Origin of the sequence: Sorangium sp. So ce406 (assembly GCF_051474675.1) — a bacterium.
Taxonomy (GTDB): Bacteria; Myxococcota_A; Polyangia; order Polyangiales; family Polyangiaceae; genus Sorangium; species Sorangium cellulosum_G.
In genome coordinates, this window is record NZ_CP150340.1 from 2,969,630 (window position 1) to 2,986,934 (window position 17,305).

Consider the following 17,305-nt stretch of genomic DNA (forward strand, 5'->3'; position numbering starts at 1 on the left):
TCGTACACGACCGGCCGGCCTGCCTCTTTTGAATCGAAGCGCCTCGGGGAGCGTCGCGGCGCTTCGCCGCCTCGAAGGGACGGCTTGAGGCAGCTTGTCCCACCCGTGGCCGCCTGCCGCAGGCGCGCCTCGGGGAGCGGAGGAGAGGGCAGACCGCGATCGCGCGTGCTGCATGCAGACACGGTGATCCATGCAGGTCTCCTGCGTTCGAACGCGACGGCACCGTTCGTGTATCAGCGCCTCCTCGCAGCGCGCTCGGCCTCCGGGCCGGCGCCCCTTCGATCGAATCCAAGGAGGTACCGATGAGCCATGCGAGCAATCCGAGGTGGTGGGATGAGCACAAGACGTCCGGGTGGGAGCGCGTGAAGGAAGCGCTGCGCCGCGACTGGGAGCAGACCAAGGCGGACTTCACCAACAACAAGGGGCAGGAGCTCAACCAGGACATCGACGACACGGTGAAGCAGGCGCTCGGAAAGCAGCCGATCCCGCCGCCCCACGTGCCGAACGGCGACTGGGACGACGTCGAGCCCGGGCTGCGCTACGGCTGGGGCGCGGCGGGCCAGTACAGCGAGCACAGCGACTGGGACGACCGGGTCGAGAGCAAGCTCCGGGAGGAGTGGAACGACATGAAGAGCGGGCGCACCTGGGACCAGGCCAGGGGCGCCGTGCGGCGCGGCTGGGAGTCGGCGCGGCGCAAGGCGTCCTGAGCCGCGCGCGGGCGCCGGACCTGGCGGCGGGACGTTGTCGCCGGGCCTGGCAGCGGCGCGCGGCAAGCCAAGCGCCGCTGCCAGGCCGGGCGCACGCGCCGGCGGTCCGTCACCGGATCACCGGCGGGAGGAGGGGAGCAGCGCCTTCAGCGCGTCGTGCAGGCGGCGGTACGTCACGAGCTCGCTACACGGCACGCCCTCCCGCACGAGATCACGGGCGACCTCCGGGCCGATGCCGGCGAGCACGCAGGCGCAGCCGAGGAGCCGCACGGCCGTCGCCACGCGCAGGAAGAGCGCGAGGGCGCTCGCCTCCATCCGGTCGAGCCCGGTGACGTCGATGACCACCGCGCGCGCCCGCCTGGCCGTCACGGCGGCGAGGAGCCGATCCATCAGGTGCGCGCACCGCTCCTCGTCGACGGCGCCGATCACGGGGACGCAGAGGATCCGGCTCCAGACCTCGAGGATGGGCGTGGACAGCGCGCGCATCACGGCGCGCTGGTGCTCGATGAGCGTCAGCTTCTCGGTGATCTCCCGCTCGTGCGCGAGCTCGCGCGCCCGGGCGAGCTCCTCCTCGGCGCGGGCGCGCGCGAGCGCCTGCGCCGCCGCGGGCAGGAGGCGGCGCACGAGGCTGACGTGGCGCGCGTCGAAGAAGGCGCGGGCCGGATGGACGAGCACGAGCAGCGCCCGCAGGGGGCCGGCCTCGAGCGGCGCGTGGAGCGCGGAGCCGTAGCGCTGGAGGATGGACGCCGGCTGGCGCTGCCACTCGACGAGCTGGCTCAGATCGAAGCTGGCGACCGGCCGGCCCGCGAGCGCGCGCGTGAACGCAGGCCCGGCCTCCCACACGGTCCCGGACAGGCGTGGATCGGTCGAGAGGAGGACGCGGCCGTCCGACCCATCCGCGAAGGCGATCACCACCCCGGCGGCGGCGCCGACCCGCTGCGCTGTCGCGTCGACGACGCGCGCCAGCGTCTCCGCGAAGGTGCCCGGCTCCGTGAAGAGCAGGAGCGCCTCCGCCAGCCCCTCGGCCTCCAGCCGGAGCGCCCGTTCCTCCTCACGCGCGCGCTCTAGCTCGGCGATGGTCTCGCGGGCGGCCTCGTCCTCCATCACATCTCAGTGGCCGAGCAGGACGACGGCGATGGAGAGGTTCGCGTGCTGGTTCTTGCCCCGGATGAAGCACCCCTGTTCGCCGAAGGTGAACCTGCCGAGGAACGGCGTCGCCCCGAGCGAGGCGACCACCCCCTCGGCGACGCGCTCGATCTCGTCGCGCACGGCGAGCATGCACCCGGCGCAGAAGATCACGAGCGCGCCCTGCGCGCGGAACGAGGGCGGCGCGGCCTCCAGCGCGGCGTCGACGACGGAGCGGACCCGGCCGATCAGGCTCTCCCGCGATCCGTGCATGAGCACGAGCTCGTCCCCGTCGTGGATGTTCGCGCTGAGCGTGATGGAGTTGTCCTTCTCCACGGTGCTCGGGTGGATGAGCAGGAACTGGGGGACCTTGCCGATCCAGCCCGAGGGCCGCCCGAGCGGGTGGAACGCGCTCTGCTCCAGGATCGATCCGCCGCCGAGCTGCGCGGAGATGAGCCCCCCGGTCCAGCGGTTGTAGACCTCGGCGGCCGGCAGCCCGTCGATCTCGGGCAGGCGCCTTCCCTCGGCGCGGGTCACGCGACAGCGGTGCTCGGTGGGGACGTAGCCGCTGCTGAACGCATAGGAGATCTCCCCTGACGGGTAGAGGGCGGACAGCAGCACGGCGCCCTCGTGGGCCCGCCCGCGCTCCATCTGCGATTGGCGCCCGTCGAGGGAGTCCGCCGCCGACGAGCCGCCGAACACAGGCACGTTGGGGCCGACCACGTCCTCGATGCCGAGCAGCACGTCCTCCTCCGCGCCGGTCTGCGCGGTGAGCCAGAGCAGGGCGGGGAGCTCGCCTGCCCGCCCCGCGTCCTCGATCGCGCGCCGCGCCGCGCGCGCGCCGGCCGCGCGCGGCGCGCCGTCGATCCGCTCGGCCGCGACCCCATAAGCGCCCTCCGCGTCGGCGATCCCGAGCAGGGCGAGGCCGGGGCCGGGCGCGCCATGGACGCCGGCGCCGGTCATGACGGACAGGCACGAGCTCGAGCCGTGCACGCGAACCGAGGACGGGAGCGCCGCGGTGGCGCGCGCGAGCTCGCCGACGTCGTAGGGCTCGGTGTAGCTCAGGAACACGTGATCGGGCTCCGCGCCGAGGCCCGCGCGCAGCGCGGACATGGCCTCGCCGAACGCCGCGCTCGCCGTAGCCGCCGTGGACGCCGAGGTGGCCAGCTTCATCCGCGCGGCCCTCCCTCGCTCACGGTCCGATCCGCCGGATGCGGCGCGCTGCCTGGCGAGCTCGACAGGATGTCTGTCGCGATCATGACATTTCCCTCCATAGGCCTCCTGCCTCCCGCTGGCCGGAATCGACGCAATTCCTGGCTTTATACACGAATTCTCGCCGCGGAGCCTCATGCGCTCACCCGACGAACAGGTGCCGCGCATAGCCGTAGACGTACGCGGTGATGAGCAGGGCGGCGGCCACGTCGAGCAGGAAGCCCGTCCTGATCATCGCCGGCAGGCGCACGTAGCCGCTGCCGAACACGATCGCGTTGGGCGGCGTGCCGGCGGGCAGCATGAAGTCGCACGACGCGGCGATCGTGGCCGCGAACAGCACGCCGAGATCGCGGGGGAGCACGTTGAGGGCGACGTTGACCGTCGCGGTGTTGGAGGCCAGCGCCGAGAGGGCGATCGTGCCGGCGCTGGCGAGGCCGATCTGCGCGAGCAGCGGCGCCTCGGCGACGGCCGCGAGCTGCGCGGCCATCCACGCGGAGAGCCCGCCTCCCTCGATGCCGGCCGCCATCGCGAAGCTGCCGCCGAGCAGGACGAGCGTGCCCCAGGGCATCCGCCGCAGCGAGGCGAGCGAGAGGGCGCGCAGGGCGAGCAGGCTCAACGCCGCGAGGATCGCCACGCCCGCCTCGACGTGCTTGCCCCGCACCGCGAAGGTGGCCGCGGCGTCCGATCCCATCGCGGCGCCGACGCCCCGGAGCGCGGCCTGGAGGTGCGGCGCGATCGCGGCGCGCAGCGGGTCGGCGAGGATCCAGAGCGCGCTGGCCGCCGCGAAGACCGCGGCGACCTTCTTCTCGCCGCGGCTCATCGGGCCCATCGCGGCGAGCTCGCGGTCGAGCACGTCGCGCGCGTGGCCGGCGGCGAGCCCGTCCCGCCTGCCCACGCGCCACAGGGCGAGCCAGAGCAGCGGGACGAACAGGACCACGAACGGCAGGGCGAGCGCCATGTACTGCAAGAAGCCGACGTCGCGGTGCAGCTTCTCCGCGAGGAAGCCGCAGAAGATCGAGTTCACGCCGGTGCCGATCTTCGTGCCGATGCCCCCGACGTTGGAGGCGTAGGCCACCGCCAGCATGATCGCCGTCCCGAAGTGCGAGAGCCGTCGCCCGCCGGCGGCCGACTCGAGCTGCGCGAGCAGGGCGAGGCCGATCGGGACCATCATCACGGCGGTCGCGGTGTTGGAGATCCAGAGGGAGATGGCGCTCGTGGCGACCAGCATGCCGAGCAGGAGTCGCCTCGGATCGGCGCCGATCGCCCGCATGATGTGGAGCGCCACCCGCCGGTGCAGGCTCCACTGCTCCATGGCCGCGCCGATCGCCATGCCGCCCAGGAACAGGAAGATGTAGGCGTCGAGGAACGGCGCGACGGCGCGGGCTGCGTCGCCGGCGGGCCCGTGGCCGAACACGCCGAGCAGCGGGAAGAGCACGAGCGGCAAGCACGCGGTGATCGCGATGGGGAGGACCTCGAAGAGCCACCACAGCGCCATCCACGCCGCGACGGCGGCCGCGTACGCGGGGCGGTGGCCGTGGCCGGGGATGGCGTGGAGCCCGCTCGGGATCAGCGCGATCGCGAGGGCGGCGGCCGGGCCCGACGCGACGCCGAGCCAGCGCAGCGGGCTCACGCGGGGAGCGGGCGCGCGGCCGCGGCGCGGCGCGCCCGGCGACGTGGCGGGAGGGTCGGGCTGGCGCTGCATGCGCGCCTCTATCGCACAGGCGCCTCGCCCTTGCGGAGCTCGTCGTACCAGCGCGCGTAGGCCGTGGACGCGACGAGGCGCCGGTTCTCGTCGGGCGCGCCGTCCGTCCACCACGGCGGACCTCGCTCGCCCAGGGCGATCTTCGCCGCGTGCACGCGGCTGCGCGCCTCCCGCAGCGCTCGCTCGTCGCCCGCGCGCAGCGCGCGCCCGACCTCGCGCCGCGCCGCCATGAGCTCCGCGACGAGGCGCTCGCGCACGTCCTCCGGCAGCGCGGGGTTGGTCCGACGCCACAGGCGTCCGCGCACGATCAGGTAGCGACCGTCGGGCGTCACGAGCGGCGCCGGCGCCGGCGCGGCGGTCGCGGTGCGCTGCGGGGCGGTCGCGGTGCGCTGCGAGGCGCTTCCGGCGCGCTGCGGGGCGGTCGCGGTGCGCTGCGGGGCGTTCGCGGTGCGCTGCGAGGCGCTTCCGGCGCGCTGCGGGGCGTTCGCGGGGCGTCGTGAGGCGTTCGCGCGGGGGCTCATGCGGCTGCGCTCCAGCAAATCCCGGGCGCGCCGCGACCCGGGCCTGGCACGGCCTTCGCCTGTCGACGGCCACCGATGGGTGCAAAGGAGAACGCGCGATGAAGGTACTGGTGACCGGCGGCACAGGGGTGGTGGGCCCGGAGGTGGTGCGGCGACTCCTGAGGAGGGGGCACAGCGTCCGGCTCCTGTCGCGCCACGCGAGCGACGATCGCAAGGCGTTCGAGGGCGACGTCGAGGCGTTCGACGGCAACATCGGCGACGCCGCGTCGGTGCACGGCGCGGCCGAGGGGTGCGACGCGGTCGTCCACCTCGCGGCGGTGGTCGCGGAGCGGCCGCCGGAGGTCACGTTCGAGCGCGTCAACGTCGAGGGCACGCGCAACCTCGTCGCCGAGGCCGAGCGGGCGCGCGTCCTGCGCTTCGTCTACGTCTCGTCGCTGGGCGCCGACCGGGGCGAGTCGGCCTACCACCGCTCGAAGAAGCAGGGCGAGGACATCGCCCGCACCTTCTCGCGCGAGTGGATCATCGTCCGCCCCGGCAACGTGTTCGGCCCGGGCGACGAGCAGATCTCGCTCCTGCTCAAGATGATGCGCACGCTGCCGGTCGTGCCCCTCGTCGGGAAGGGGGACGATCCGTTCCAGCCGGTCTGGTGCGAGGACTGCGGCGAGGCGCTCGCCGCCGCGGCCGAGCGCGCCGACCTCGCGGGGCGCGAGCTCGACCTGGCAGGCCCCGAGGTGACGTCGATGAACAAGGTGCTCGACCGCTTCGAGGCCATGACCGACAGGCACCCGACCCGGCTCCCGCTGCCGGCGTGGATCGAGTCGACGGGGGCGAAGCTCGCGGCGAAGTTCGGCATCGAGACGCCGGTGAACGCCGACCAGATCACGATGGTGACCGAGGGCAACGTCATCCCGGAGGGCCGCGAGAACGCCCTCGACGTGCTCGGCGTCAAGGCGACGCCGCTCGACGAGGCGCTGGGCAAGCTGGGCGACTCGCTGCCCGAGCGGCTGCCGTCCGAGGGCATCGGCCCGATGCACCGCAAGCTGTACCGCGCGGTGATCCGCGGCTCGCGCCTCGACGCGGAGGGGCTGATCGCGCTGCTGCGCGACGAGTTCCCGTCGCTGGCGCCGCGCGAGACGGTCGTGGTCGGCGCCGAGCCCGCGAGCCCGAAGCGCATCGCGCCGGGCGCGACGCTCACGATGGCGCTGCCGCTGCGCGGGCACGTCCAGGTGCGCGTCGAGGAGGTCGCGCCCCGCGCGATCACCCTCGCGACGCTCGAGGGCCACCCGCTCGCGGGCGCCGTGCGCTTCCTGGCCGAGCCGGCGGGCGACGGGGCGGTCCGCTTCGAGGTGCAGACGTGGAACCGCGCGTCGACGCTGGCCGACCTGCTGGTGATGGAGACGCTGGGCGGCGCGATCCAGACCTACACGTGGACCTCGCTGGTCGAGACGGTCATCGAGCGCAGCGGCGGCCGCGCGGAGAAGGGCGTCGAGGTGACGCGCGACGACCCGGACGAGCAGGAGGGCAAGGCCTTCGAGCGCTGGCTGGAGGAGCTCATCCTCCACCGCGTGCGGCGCGACGACGCCCCGGCGCCCGCGATGGCCGCGGGGTGAGGGGCTGCGCGCCGGCCCGGCGGCCCCGGCACGGGCGGATGGCTGTGTCGCGTCGTGCCCCGATCGCAGCGAGCGTCGGGGCAACGCGCCACGCCAGGCGCTGAGCTCGTCCGCGGCGTGTGCTAGGTGCAGGGCGCCCGCCCGCGCGTCGCGCGCGGCCTCCGCCGGGCAGAGCGAGCCACCGTGTCCCAACCCCTCGTCATCAAGGATGAGCTGACCGTCCCTGCCGCGCTCCTGAGCTGGAGCGCCGTGCGCGCGTCGGGCCCCGGCGGTCAGAACGTCAACAAGGTCGCCTCGAAGGTCGAGCTGCGCCTCGACTTCGCGGCGTGGCCGGAGCTCGCCGACGACGCCAAGGCGCGGCTGCGCGAGATCGCCCGCGGGAGGCTCGACGCCGAGGGACGTCTGCTGATCGTGAGCCAGCTCACGCGCGACCAGCAGCGCAACCTGGATGACGCGCGCGAGAAGCTGCGCGCGCTGCTGCTGCGGGCGCTCGAGCCGCCGGTGCTGCGGAGGAAGACGCGTCCGACGCGGGCGTCGAAGGCGCGGCGGCTCGACGAGAAGCGGCGGACGGGCGAGAAGAAGCAGGTGCGCCGCGGCGGTCACGCCGAGTGACGCGGGGCGCGGTCGCGCCGCGCTCGCCGTCAGCGCTTGCGCCGGGAGCGCGCGACGACCTCGGCCGCCGTCGTCGCGGTGGCCGCCTTCGCGAGCCATCGCCGCAGTTTGTTCACGTCGTCGCAGCCGGCGATCGCGCGCGCCACCCCGGCCGGTACGTCGATCCCGCGCGACCGCAGCACGGTGGTGATGGCCTGCTGCGCCATCCTGATCGAGGGCCTGCTTCTCGCAGACCTCGAACGCCATCTCCTCCAGCCGTCGGCGGCCTCCTCGGTCAGGCTTCTGCGCGAAGACGCTGGCGTCGGGCGCGTAGTCGCTGGCCTCGTCGGTCCGGGTGAGCATGTCGACGGCGCCGCGGTAGCCCTTCGCGACGTGAGCGCCGAGCACGTAGGTCAGAGCGAAGTGCTGGGTTGCCTGCGGCGGCTCGGCCGGGGCGGCGAAGAGCTCGGCGCCGTCGAGGTACTCCACCCGCGTCTCGGGCGGGGCCAGCCGGTCGTCCACGTGCGGCAGGCGCGCGCGCGCCCTGCCGCCCGAGGTCGATGGCGCGTTGGGCGTGCGACCGGAGCCGTCGACGCCCGGGACGAGGGGGGCGCGATCGCGCTTGGGCATCGGCCGCAACATAGCGCGGCGCGCGCGCCTGGCAGCGATGGACGTGCAGGCGGCGCGCGCGACGCCGCGCTTACGCCGGAGCGGGCCGGATCATTCGTGCGTCTTCAGATACCCCAGCTCGTGAAGACCCATCCACCCGACCTCCGGGTCCGTGCACGCGCCCTCTCTGAGCTGCGCGACGAAGGCCTCGATCGGCTTCTCGATCACGTCGATGAACTCGGTCTCGTCCAGCGATTGCGCCCCGCGACGCGCGCACTCCACGGCGAGGAACGCGTGGCGCTCGATCGTCGAGTAGGCGCACTCGAGCGGGCGGCCGAGCGGCAGGAGCCGCCCGGCGACATACCCCGTCTCCTCGAGCAGCTCGCGCGCCGCCGCCTGCTCCGGGGTCTCGCCCGGCTCGACGCCGCCGCCGGGGAGCTCGTCGAGGATCCGGTCCGGCCCCGGCCTGTACTGGCGCGCCAAGATCACGCGATTCTTCAGTGAAATCGGGAGGATGCAGACAACCTGCCCCTCCTTCTTGAGCGAGAACGTGCGGACCTGCCCGTCCGGAAGCTCGAAGGTGACGTCCTCGATCCTCCGCCACGGCGAGTGCTGGATCACGCGTCGCTCCAATGCCTTCCACCGCACGACCGTCATGAAGAACCACCTCTGCGCCCCGGGCGCTCCGGCCGCGCCTCGAGGAGGCCGGCGGAGCAGGCGTAGCCGATGGCGGGCACGGCGTCGCGCGCGCCAGTTCCGCGGGGCGAAACGCCGGCTCGCAGGTCGGCCGCGCGAGACCCCGGCGCGCGGGCTCCTGCGTGCAGCCGCCTCCCTCGTTGCCGGGCCAGGACGCGCGCCCGTGAAGGCGGGCGCAGGATGGGATAGGACAGGGAGTCGAGCGTCATGCGCCCCACCGGCTGCATCAAGGCCATCCGACTCTGCGTCCTCACCGCGTCGCGCGCGGGCGTCGACCCGCGCGCGGCCCTCGCCGCCGCCGAGGTCGACCCCGCCCTGCTCGAGGACCCCACCGCCCGCGTTCCGCACGACACGGTCGTCCGCGCGTGGACCCGTATCCCCGAGCTCGCGCGCGACCCCGCGTTCGGCCTGCACGCGGCCGAGCTGCTCGTGGGCCAGCTCTTCGACGTCGTCGATTTCGTCACCGGCCAGTGCGCCACGGTGCGCGAGGTGATCGACTGCGTGCTGCGGTATCAGCGGCTCATCCACGATGCCCTGGACGTGCGGCTCACGGTGGACGGCGCGCGCGCCCGCGTCTCGCAGCGCTTCGCCGGCGCCGTCGCGCCGCCCCAGCTCTCGAGCTTCATCATGGGCCTGTGGGTCCTGCGCGCGCGCGCCCTCACCGGCGTGCCGTTCGCGCCCCACCGGATCACCTTCGCCCACGCCGCCCCGGCGGATCGCGGCGAGTACGATCGCCTCCTCGCCGTGCCGCTCGCCTTCGACGCGGACGAGAACGCCGTCCTGTTCGACGCCTCGTTCCTGGACACCCCCACGGTGCGCGCGGATCCGGCGCTGGGCGCCGTCCTCCGCCGGCACGCCGACGAGCTGCTCGCCGGCCTCCCCGCCGAGCCCAGCGTGCGCAGCGCCCTCGAGCGCCACCTCATCGAGTCGCTGGGGCGCGGCGTCCCCGACGTCGCCGCCGCCGCGCGCGCCCTCGGCATGAGCGCGCGGACCTTGCAACGGAGGCTCGGCGATGAGGGCGAGAGCTACAAGAGCGTCCTCGACGAGGCGCGCCGCAAGCTCGCCGTGGCCCACATGCGCGAGCGCGGCCGCACCATCTCCGAGGTCGCGTTCCTCCTGGGCTTCTCCGAGGTGAGCGCCTTCTCACGCGCCTTCCGCCGCTGGACCGGGCACAGCCCCGCGGCGTACCGCCGCTCCGCCTGACGGCGCGCCGGGGCAACACGTTGGCGCCGCCGGTCAAGGACGGGACGCGCGCTCGTCCGCATCCTTGCTGGCATGACCTACATCATTCCGAGCCAGGAGCAGGCGCGCGCGGGATTGCGCGCCATCAAGGACGTCCTCACCTCGGCCGGCCCCCTCGACGAGCCGCGCCGCGCCGCCATCGCCGCCGTGCAGCGGCACCTCCTCCACACGGACGTCGACGTCGATGCGCTCGCCCCGATCGCGCCCGAGGAGCTCGCGCGCGCGGTCGGGGACCCCGCGCTCCGCGAGCAGCTCGTCAACGGCCTGTGCGCCATGACGCTGTGCGGCGAGCGCATCGACGAGCGCGAGGTGCTCGAGGTCGAGCGCTTCGCCGCCGCGCTGGGGGCCCGCCCCGACGCGGTCCGCCAGATCCATCGCCTCCACGAGCGTCGGCTGCTCCTACTGCGCATCGACATCGCCCGCAACGCGCTGCTCGGCAGGAGCGTGCGGCGCATGCTGGACGAGGGCGGTGTCTACGGCCTTGCCCGGAACCTCGCGAGCTTCGCCGGCCTCGCGGAGAACGAGCCCGTCGCCGCGCGCTACCGCTCTCTCGAGAGCTACAGGGAGGGCACCCTCGGTAAGGCGCTCTTCACCTTCTATCGAGCGAACGGCTTCTCTTTTCCCGGCGAGAAGCGCGGGGTGCCCGAGGGCGTGCTCACCCACGATCTCAGCCACATCCTCGCGGGCTACGGCACGGACCTGCGCGGCGAGGCGATGACGATCGCCTTCCAGGCGGGGTATCGCCGCGAGAACCCGTTCGGCATCCTCGTGTTCCTGCTCGTCCAGCTCCAGCAAGGGGTCCAGCTCACGGTGCTCGCGCCCGCGCAGCAGGGGATGCTCGCGACGCCGGGGCTCGCCGACGACATCGTGCGATCGTTCGTCCGAGGCACGAGGATGAACATCGACCTGATGGACGACTGGGACTTCTGGTCGGTCATGGCGGTGGATCTCGACGAGCTGCGCCGCCGTTACGGCGTGCTCCCGCTGGTGGCGGCGGCCTGACCTGCCTTATCCGCCGAAGCCCCCGGCCGCCGTCTTCGAGAACGACGCGCCGCCCTGGCTGGCGCGCACCGCCGACTGGGAGAACAGCGCGAACGCCTTGCGGATGTCGGCCGCGTCGCTCTTCGGCGTCAGGATCCAGCGGTCCTCGATGCCCATGTCGCGGAAGACGGCGTGGAAGTCGGTGTTGCCGTCGTTGATGCCGATCGCCGCCACGATGTGGGACTCGGCGCGCCGCATGTCGCGGACGAGCGCGCACACGTCCTTCGCCTTGGCCCACGTCGAGCCCGCGTCGGCGCCGTCGGAGATGATCAGCGTGACCGTGCGCGCCGGGACGCCGCTCAGCGCGAACTCCTGCGCCTTCGCGATCACCGTGCCGAGGAGCACCACCGTCTGGTCGTAGAGCGGCGTGCCGAGCAGGGGATCGTAGTTCTTCGTGTCCATCTTCACCGCCTGCGCGATCGGGCAATACGGGTACAGCACCGTCCCGTTCAGATAACGATTGTGCGCCAGGATCGAGTCGCGCTGCCTGGAGTCGGCGAGGGCGCTCACCACGAGGTTGTGCCCGTCCCGCACCGCCTTGGCGTTGCCGGCGAACTTGATGGATCCCGAGTCGTCGGGCATCACCGTGACCAGCACCACCTCCGACGACGCGACGTCGTCCACCTGCACGCCGAATCCTGCCTGGATCTGGGCGCCGATGTCGGTGATGTGCAGCGCCTGCATCGCCTCGGGCGAGAGCGCGCCCTCGTCCCGCGCCGCCTCGAAGAGCTGCTCGATATCGAGCGAGCCGTCGCGAGCCGGCCTGTTTCCGTCGTCCTTGCTCATGTTCATCGAAACCTCCACGGTCACACGTTTCAAGCGCGCGAAATCAGGGGCGGCCGGCGCTGGTCGCGCGTTCGCCGGCGCTCTTCCATGGCTCGATGAGAGGAAGAGAAGAGATTTGAACCACAGAGGCACAGAGGGCACAGAGGGGAGAAGGAGAGCAAGTATTTGGCTCTATGTATCTATCTATCTATCTATCTCTTCTCTCTCTCTCTCTCTCTCTCTCTCTCTCTCTCTCTCTCTCTCTCTCTCTCTCTCTCTCTCTCTCTCTCTCTCTCTCTCTTCCTCTGTGCCCTCTGTGCCCTCTGTGCCCTCTGTGCCCTCTGTGCCTCTGTGGTTCAAATTCTCTCTTCTCTTCTTCACCTCACCGGCCCGGCCATCACCGCGCTAGACGAGCCACCGCGCGATGGGGTCGGTGCTCTTCACGAGGTTCATGCCGGCCGCGGCGAAGCGGCTCAGCGCTTTGTCCGCCTCGGCGGTGAAGTCGGCGAGGAAGCCGCCCTTGCCGTCGGGCACCGTCACCGGCGACATGCAGTCGGTCATGACGTAGATCTTCTTCGCGAGCGCCCGATCGGTCAGCGCGATCTCCGTCAGGATGTCCTCGATCGAGCTGCGCACGCAGTGGCTCGCGGCCTGGCCGGCGATGATCACCGCGTCCGCGTGGAGCAGCGTCTTCAGGAAGAGCGTGCTCCGCTGCGCCAGCGGCTGACCGTCGTGCCGCGTGAGCACCTCGGGCTGCATCACCGAATAGTTCTCGGTGAGCGGGTTGCCGCCCTTCACCTCCACCCACGACTGCACCCCGCGCGCAAACGCGTGGAACATCCGCGCCTCGTGCACGACCCCCGCGAGCGCGTGCCCGTCGCTGCCGAGGATGCAGTGCGGCGGCCACAAGTAGAGCTTGTATTTGCCCGCCTTCTCGAGCTCCTCGCAGTAATACCGGACCTGCTTCATGAGCCACGGGTAGCTGCCGCCGCAGAGCCACCGCGCCACGGCCGGGTTCGGCCGCACCTCGCCCGCGTCGATCTGCGCCGTCGTGATCTCCCGGTGCGCAGTGAGCGGCCGGTCCTCGCGATCCACCCAGAAGGCCGGGAAGAATATCTGGTATGCAAAGTGGGTGTCCATCGTGACGGTGACGTTCGTGATCGACCCGAGGTTCCTGTAGATGAACTCCGCGATGCGGCGGCTGTCGTCGACCGCGCCCGTGCCGCTCCTGCCCGCGACGTAGAGCGAGCCCTGCGGGAAGCAGAAGTCCTTCTGCACGTCGATGAGCAGGAGGTGGACGTTCTGCGCGTCGGCGGCCGAGGGCTTCACGCCGTGCGCCTTCCTCCACGCCGCGGCCGCGCCGTGGAGCGCCGTCTCGTCGGGGTGATAACCCCACCGCTCGGCGTTCTTCGGATCGTAGAAGGCGGGCAGCGGGAGCTCTGTCGTTTTCATGGTCTCTCTCCTCTCGAACGGCCCGCGCGCGCGGGCCTGAAGAACAGCCGTGGATTCACGAGATGCGAAGCAGCGTGATCGCCTGCGCGTCGACGACGAACAGCCCCTCGGGGCCGACGAGCAGCCGGGAAGCCTGGTTGACGAACGGCTCGGTGCCGGGGAACTGCCGCGCCTCGACGAGCGCTCCCCCGCGGACCTCGACGCGGACGACGCCGCTGTCGGTCGCCGAGAGCAGGAACCCCGACGCCGCGCACTTGCCGGTGAGCGCCCCGAGCCATGAGCCGCCCCCCGCGTCGCCGTCGGCGGCGGCCTCGACCTCGCCGTCCTCGCGCACGACAACGCAGCGATGCACCGTGCGCCCGGCCTGCTCGGCGGCGAGGAACAGCCACGCGCGCGCGCGGTCGCCGCGCGAGCGCTCGCCACGGGAGCTTCGCCCGGCGCCCGCGTCGAACACGCACGTGGCCGCGGTGAGCTTGCCGCCGGGGAAAGGCAGCTTGACCGTGTCCTTGAGGCCAGGCCGCTCGGCGTCGAAGACGAACGCGATCGAGACGCTGCCGGCGCGGTAGAAGCCGAGGCCGAACCGGGGGCCGACCCAGAACATCGTCTGCCCTTCGAGGACATCGCCCATCGCGACGGCGCCCGCCTCGCCCGAGAGCGCGGGCGCGCCCGGCCTGCCGCTGCGCAGGAGCTGGCCGCCGCGCGCCCAGTAGCGGGCCCGCTCGTTGACGGCGAAGATCGGCCTCGTCCCGAGGCAATCCACCTGGATGCGCTCGGGCGCGGCGCCCGGCGAGAGCACCACGAGCTCGCCGCCGCGGCCGATCAGCGTCGCCGCGCCCTGCACCGCGAAGCGCATCGCGGGGTGGGGCGCGCCGGACATGACGACGGCGCCGTCCTCCCGCACGAATCGCCCGCCCTCGTGCACCAGGGCAGAGAGCCCATCGGCGCCGACGGACGCGGCAAGGATCACCCCGCGCGTGCTCAGGATCCGCGTCGCGAGCACCTCGCCGTGGACCACGGTGGACGACTTCACGGCGGCCGGCGCGGCGGAAGCGCAGGTCGGGCAGGCGGCGCGCGCGTGCTCGACGCCGCACGAAGGGCACCTCGTCCAGGCGAGCGCGTCGAGCAGCCGGCGCGGGAACACGCCGCGCTCGTCCTTGACGAAGACGCGGTACAGCGCGTCGAGCAGGTCGTCGGGCAGGACGCGGTACGGGATCGCCGGCTTCGGATACCGCACCTCGCGATCGAACACGGTGATGCGGCGGAGCGGCCTCGCGCTCTCGGGCACCCGCGCCGCCGCGGAACGCGGGCGGAAGACGCCTCCATACGGCCCGACGCAGAGCAGGCTCTGCATGACCATGACGGCGAACGCGTACCAGTCGGACTCGCGCGCGTAAGGCCGCGCCAGCATCGGGCGGGGGAGGGAAGGGTCGCAGAGCAGCGGATCGACGAAGCGCTCGGTGAACACCTGACAGAGGAACGGGCCGAACTGGAAGCTGTCGGCGTCGATGACGAACGCCTCGCCGCCGGCGACAAGCACGTTGAGATCGTTGAAGTCGCCGATCACCACGCCCCGGTCGTGGATCGCCGCCACCGTCCGGTGGAGCCGCGCGAGCACCCCGGACACGGCGGCCGCCGAGAGGCCGCCGTGGCGCATCGACGGCTCGCCGTAGCGCAGGAGCGGCTCCGCGCCGCGCACGAGGCGCATGGCGTAACCCACGATGCGCTTCTTCGACCTGTCGGTCGCGAGCTCGGCGGGCGCGATCACCTGATCGGGCAGCGCGGTCGGGAACGCGCGCAGCTTGTCCTGGTGGCGCTCGATGCGGGCCTCGGCGGCGCGCTGCTCGGCGCCCTGACCGGCGTAATCCGGGTGATCGGGCGTCTTCCAGACCTTGAGCGCGCGGCCGTCGCCGAGGTCGAACACGTCCGCCTCCCCGCCCTTGCCGATCGAGGCCCGAGGATCGAGCTTTATCCGCTTCGTGCCCAGATATGCGTCCACCTTCGCCTCCTTCGGGCGCAAGAAATGCCGAGCTGTCCTCCGCCGAGCCGCGCGCGGCGCGCGTCAATCGCGCTGCCGCGGGGATCTCCGCACCACCACCAGCGTCGTGTCGTCGCGGAGCAGCCCGCCCTCGCGCTCCATGCGCTCTTCCTTCCACACCGGCCGCGCCACGTTTCGATTGATGAGCGCGAGCCGCCGCCTCACCGCGTCGGGGTTGCGGAAATACCGATCGTCCTCCCAGAACCTCGACAGCGGGCCGACCTCGCCGCCGCCGCCCGGGATCTGCCGCGCTGACGACTCCAGCAGATCGACGGCGCCGTCGGTCCCGAGCAGGGCAGCCCGGAGCGCGCTCGCAGGGAACGCGCGGTGCACGGTGAAGCGCGGCGCCTCGCCGCCGGGCGGGCGATCGAGCAGGCCATACCCGAGGTACGGGGGCTCGTTCCCCGGGAACGGGCCGAGCCGCAGGAGGTCGTCGCCGAGGGCGATGAGGCCGTCTCCGAGGGAGAACACGCACGCCCTGTCGCCGGCGATGACGAGGCCGACCACGGTGAACAGGAAGAAGGTCGACACGACCTCGGTGAGGCGCCCGCCCATGCCGCCGGCCGCCGCCCGGAGCGGCGCGAGCGCGCCGCGCCGCACCTCTTCCCACGTCTCCGGCGACTCGATGTCTCCGCCGCGCCGGAGCGCGCCGAGCACCTGCTCGGTCACGATCCTCGCCCCGAGCGCCGCGCCCACCTCGCTGCGCGCGCCGCTGCCGCAGCCGTCGCACACCACCGCGGCCAGGCAGCCGCCGTCGATCCGGAAGGCATAGGCGTCCTGGTTGGGCCGCCCCGCCGCGAGGTGGTCGGCCCCGGTCACCGTGCCGCCGGCGACCTCGAAGGCCGCGTCGCCACCCATGTCAGCCAAGAAAGCGACCTCGCGAGGCATGGTGTTCCCTTCCGCGCCCGGACGCGGTGAGCGGCCGGCCGTTCGTGTAACTTACACACCAAGCTTAGTGTCGATCGTACACTTGTCAACCCGGCCGGAGGCGGGCCGGCCGCCCTCGCCGGGCGGAGCGCGCCCTGCGCGGGCGCAGGTCCGGGGGGGTGTGGCGTCCGGGGGGCCGGTGGGCCGCGGCGGGCGCCTAGATCTCGAAGCTGAAGCCGTCCTTCTCGAGCCGCTCGTACTTCCGCCGGTCGAACCGGTAGAGCCGCGCCGCGCGGTGCGCGACGTCCTGCTCGACCTCGTCGAGCTCCACGAGCAGCCCGGTGCCGAGCGCCTTCTTCCGGAAGTTGCGCTTGTCGAGCGGGCGCTCGAGGATCGCCTCGTAGAGCCGCTGGAGCTGCGAGAGCGTGAACTTCGGCGGGAGGAGCTCGAACCCGATCGGCCGGTACCGCACCTTGCCCTTGAGCCGCTCCAGCGCGACCGCGAGGATCTCCTCGTGATCGAAGGCGAGCGCCGGCGTGTCGTCCACCGCGAACCACGCGGCCTCGCGGGCGTCGGTCGCCGCCTTGACCCGGTGATCCCCGAGCTTGACCAGCGCGTAGTACGCCACCGAGACGACGCGCTCGCGCGGGTCGCGCCCGAGGGCGCCGAACGTGTAGAGCTGCTCCAGGAACACCCCCGAGAGCCCCGTCTCCTCGGCGAGCTCCCGCCGCGCGGCGTCGTCCAGCGCCTCGTCGACGCGCACGAAGCCGCCCGGGAGCGCCCACCTGCCGCGGAACGGCTCGAGGTCCCGCCGGATGAGCAGGACCTTGAGGTCCCCGTCGTCGAGGCCGAACACGACGCAATCCACCGTCAGCGCCGGCCGCGGGTGCTCATACGAGACAGACATGCGAACCTCCATCGGTGTATCTTGTACGCGAAGTTCGGTGTTCGTTGTACACTTGCCGGATCCGCGGCGCGCGGGGACGAGCGGGCGCCAGGGGTGTTTTTCATGCGCGCGCCGGCGGGCCAGGCGGGCTCAGGCTTGCTCCGCGAGGCGGCGCGATGGTTCCCTCGGCGCGGTCACGAAAGGCTCCGCGAAGGTCGGCGAACTCTCGACGCGCAGCGCGCGC

Annotated in this window: 17 protein-coding genes; 5 read left to right on the top strand and 12 right to left on the bottom strand. The window is 72.7% G+C overall.

Features of this window, described 5'->3' with window-relative positions:
• Positions 1-302 precede the first annotated feature (302 nt).
• Entirely contained in the window at positions 303-707 is a 405-nt protein-coding gene (locus tag WME96_RS11160) for a hypothetical protein (RefSeq protein WP_437290130.1), read from the top strand.
• 117 nt (positions 708-824) lie between these two features.
• On the opposite strand, the gene WME96_RS11165 is transcribed toward WME96_RS11160, so the two are convergent.
• From WME96_RS11165 to WME96_RS11180, 4 genes are all read right to left on the bottom strand, one after another.
• A complete protein-coding gene (locus tag WME96_RS11165; protein ID WP_437290131.1) occupies positions 825-1,811 on the bottom strand; it encodes an STAS domain-containing protein in 987 nt (328 codons plus the stop codon).
• A gap of 6 nt (positions 1,812-1,817) precedes the next feature.
• A complete protein-coding gene (locus tag WME96_RS11170) occupies positions 1,818-3,005 on the bottom strand; it encodes an FIST signal transduction protein (protein ID WP_437290132.1) in 1,188 nt (395 codons plus the stop codon).
• Positions 3,006-3,186: 181 nt separating this feature from the next.
• Entirely contained in the window at positions 3,187-4,746 is a 1,560-nt protein-coding gene (locus tag WME96_RS11175) for an SLC13 family permease (protein WP_437290133.1), read from the bottom strand.
• An 8-nt stretch (positions 4,747-4,754) separates the two neighbouring features.
• On the bottom strand, positions 4,755-5,078 hold the full coding sequence (locus tag WME96_RS11180; RefSeq protein WP_437292303.1) for a hypothetical protein: 324 nt from the start codon (positions 5,076-5,078) through the stop codon (positions 4,755-4,757).
• A gap of 287 nt (positions 5,079-5,365) precedes the next feature.
• On the opposite strand from WME96_RS11180, the gene WME96_RS11185 reads away from it, so the two are divergent.
• Positions 5,366-6,877: a DUF1990 family protein gene (locus WME96_RS11185; RefSeq protein ID WP_437290134.1), complete on the top strand. Its 1,512-nt coding sequence runs from the start codon at positions 5,366-5,368 to the stop codon at positions 6,875-6,877.
• 183 nt (positions 6,878-7,060) lie between these two features.
• Complete coding sequence (arfB, locus tag WME96_RS11190) at positions 7,061-7,489, top strand: alternative ribosome rescue aminoacyl-tRNA hydrolase ArfB (protein WP_437290135.1); 429 nt, start codon at positions 7,061-7,063, stop codon at positions 7,487-7,489.
• A 29-nt stretch (positions 7,490-7,518) separates the two neighbouring features.
• Here the strand turns inward: arfB and WME96_RS11195 are convergent, their stop codons facing one another.
• Both WME96_RS11195 and WME96_RS11200 read right to left on the bottom strand, forming a co-directional pair.
• Complete coding sequence (locus tag WME96_RS11195; RefSeq protein ID WP_437290136.1) at positions 7,519-7,695, bottom strand: hypothetical protein; 177 nt, start codon at positions 7,693-7,695, stop codon at positions 7,519-7,521.
• Between the two features lie 493 nt (positions 7,696-8,188).
• Complete coding sequence (locus WME96_RS11200; RefSeq protein WP_437290137.1) at positions 8,189-8,698, bottom strand: NUDIX hydrolase; 510 nt, start codon at positions 8,696-8,698, stop codon at positions 8,189-8,191.
• A gap of 282 nt (positions 8,699-8,980) precedes the next feature.
• Between WME96_RS11200 and WME96_RS11205 the strand changes: the two genes are divergently transcribed.
• On the top strand, positions 8,981-9,976 hold the full coding sequence (locus WME96_RS11205; protein ID WP_437290138.1) for an AraC family transcriptional regulator: 996 nt from the start codon (positions 8,981-8,983) through the stop codon (positions 9,974-9,976).
• Positions 9,977-10,048: 72 nt separating this feature from the next.
• A complete protein-coding gene (locus WME96_RS11210; protein WP_437290139.1) occupies positions 10,049-11,017 on the top strand; it encodes a hypothetical protein in 969 nt (322 codons plus the stop codon).
• A gap of 6 nt (positions 11,018-11,023) precedes the next feature.
• Here the strand turns inward: WME96_RS11210 and WME96_RS11215 are convergent, their stop codons facing one another.
• The 6 genes from WME96_RS11215 to WME96_RS11240 all read right to left on the bottom strand — a co-directional run bounded on the left by WME96_RS11215 (position 11,024) and on the right by WME96_RS11240 (position 17,082).
• Positions 11,024-11,848 carry a hypothetical protein gene (locus WME96_RS11215; RefSeq protein WP_437290140.1) on the bottom strand — a complete coding sequence of 275 codons (825 nt, stop codon included), beginning with the start codon at positions 11,846-11,848 and terminating at the stop codon, positions 11,024-11,026.
• A gap of 177 nt (positions 11,849-12,025) precedes the next feature.
• Entirely contained in the window at positions 12,026-12,202 is a 177-nt protein-coding gene (locus WME96_RS11220; protein WP_437290141.1) for a hypothetical protein, read from the bottom strand.
• 24 nt (positions 12,203-12,226) lie between these two features.
• A complete protein-coding gene (locus tag WME96_RS11225) occupies positions 12,227-13,273 on the bottom strand; it encodes a nicotinamidase (RefSeq protein WP_437290142.1) in 1,047 nt (348 codons plus the stop codon).
• A gap of 55 nt (positions 13,274-13,328) precedes the next feature.
• Positions 13,329-15,269 carry a hypothetical protein gene (locus WME96_RS11230; protein ID WP_437290143.1) on the bottom strand — a complete coding sequence of 647 codons (1,941 nt, stop codon included), beginning with the start codon at positions 15,267-15,269 and terminating at the stop codon, positions 13,329-13,331.
• A gap of 63 nt (positions 15,270-15,332) precedes the next feature.
• A complete protein-coding gene (locus WME96_RS11235; protein WP_437292304.1) occupies positions 15,333-16,166 on the bottom strand; it encodes a protein phosphatase 2C domain-containing protein in 834 nt (277 codons plus the stop codon).
• Positions 16,167-16,392: 226 nt separating this feature from the next.
• Positions 16,393-17,082, bottom strand: a complete 690-nt coding sequence (locus WME96_RS11240; protein ID WP_437290144.1) for an NUDIX hydrolase — start codon at positions 17,080-17,082, stop codon at positions 16,393-16,395.
• Positions 17,083-17,305 lie beyond the last annotated feature (223 nt).

Coding starts and splice junctions, on each gene's coding strand:
- WME96_RS11160 (WP_437290130.1), top strand. CDS start 303: ATGAGCCATGCGAGCAATCCGAGGTGGTGGGATGAGCACAAGACGTCC.
- WME96_RS11165 (WP_437290131.1), bottom strand. CDS start 1,811: ATGGAGGACGAGGCCGCCCGCGAGACCATCGCCGAGCTAGAGCGCGCG.
- WME96_RS11170 (WP_437290132.1), bottom strand. CDS start 3,005: ATGAAGCTGGCCACCTCGGCGTCCACGGCGGCTACGGCGAGCGCGGCG.
- WME96_RS11175 (WP_437290133.1), bottom strand. CDS start 4,746: ATGCAGCGCCAGCCCGACCCTCCCGCCACGTCGCCGGGCGCGCCGCGC.
- WME96_RS11185 (WP_437290134.1), top strand. CDS start 5,366: ATGAAGGTACTGGTGACCGGCGGCACAGGGGTGGTGGGCCCGGAGGTG.
- WME96_RS11195 (WP_437290136.1), bottom strand. CDS start 7,695: ATGGCGCAGCAGGCCATCACCACCGTGCTGCGGTCGCGCGGGATCGAC.
- WME96_RS11205 (WP_437290138.1), top strand. CDS start 8,981: ATGCGCCCCACCGGCTGCATCAAGGCCATCCGACTCTGCGTCCTCACC.
- WME96_RS11210 (WP_437290139.1), top strand. CDS start 10,049: ATGACCTACATCATTCCGAGCCAGGAGCAGGCGCGCGCGGGATTGCGC.
- WME96_RS11215 (WP_437290140.1), bottom strand. CDS start 11,848: ATGAACATGAGCAAGGACGACGGAAACAGGCCGGCTCGCGACGGCTCG.
- WME96_RS11225 (WP_437290142.1), bottom strand. CDS start 13,273: ATGAAAACGACAGAGCTCCCGCTGCCCGCCTTCTACGATCCGAAGAAC.
- WME96_RS11235 (WP_437292304.1), bottom strand. CDS start 16,166: ATGGGTGGCGACGCGGCCTTCGAGGTCGCCGGCGGCACGGTGACCGGG.
- WME96_RS11240 (WP_437290144.1), bottom strand. CDS start 17,082: ATGTCTGTCTCGTATGAGCACCCGCGGCCGGCGCTGACGGTGGATTGC.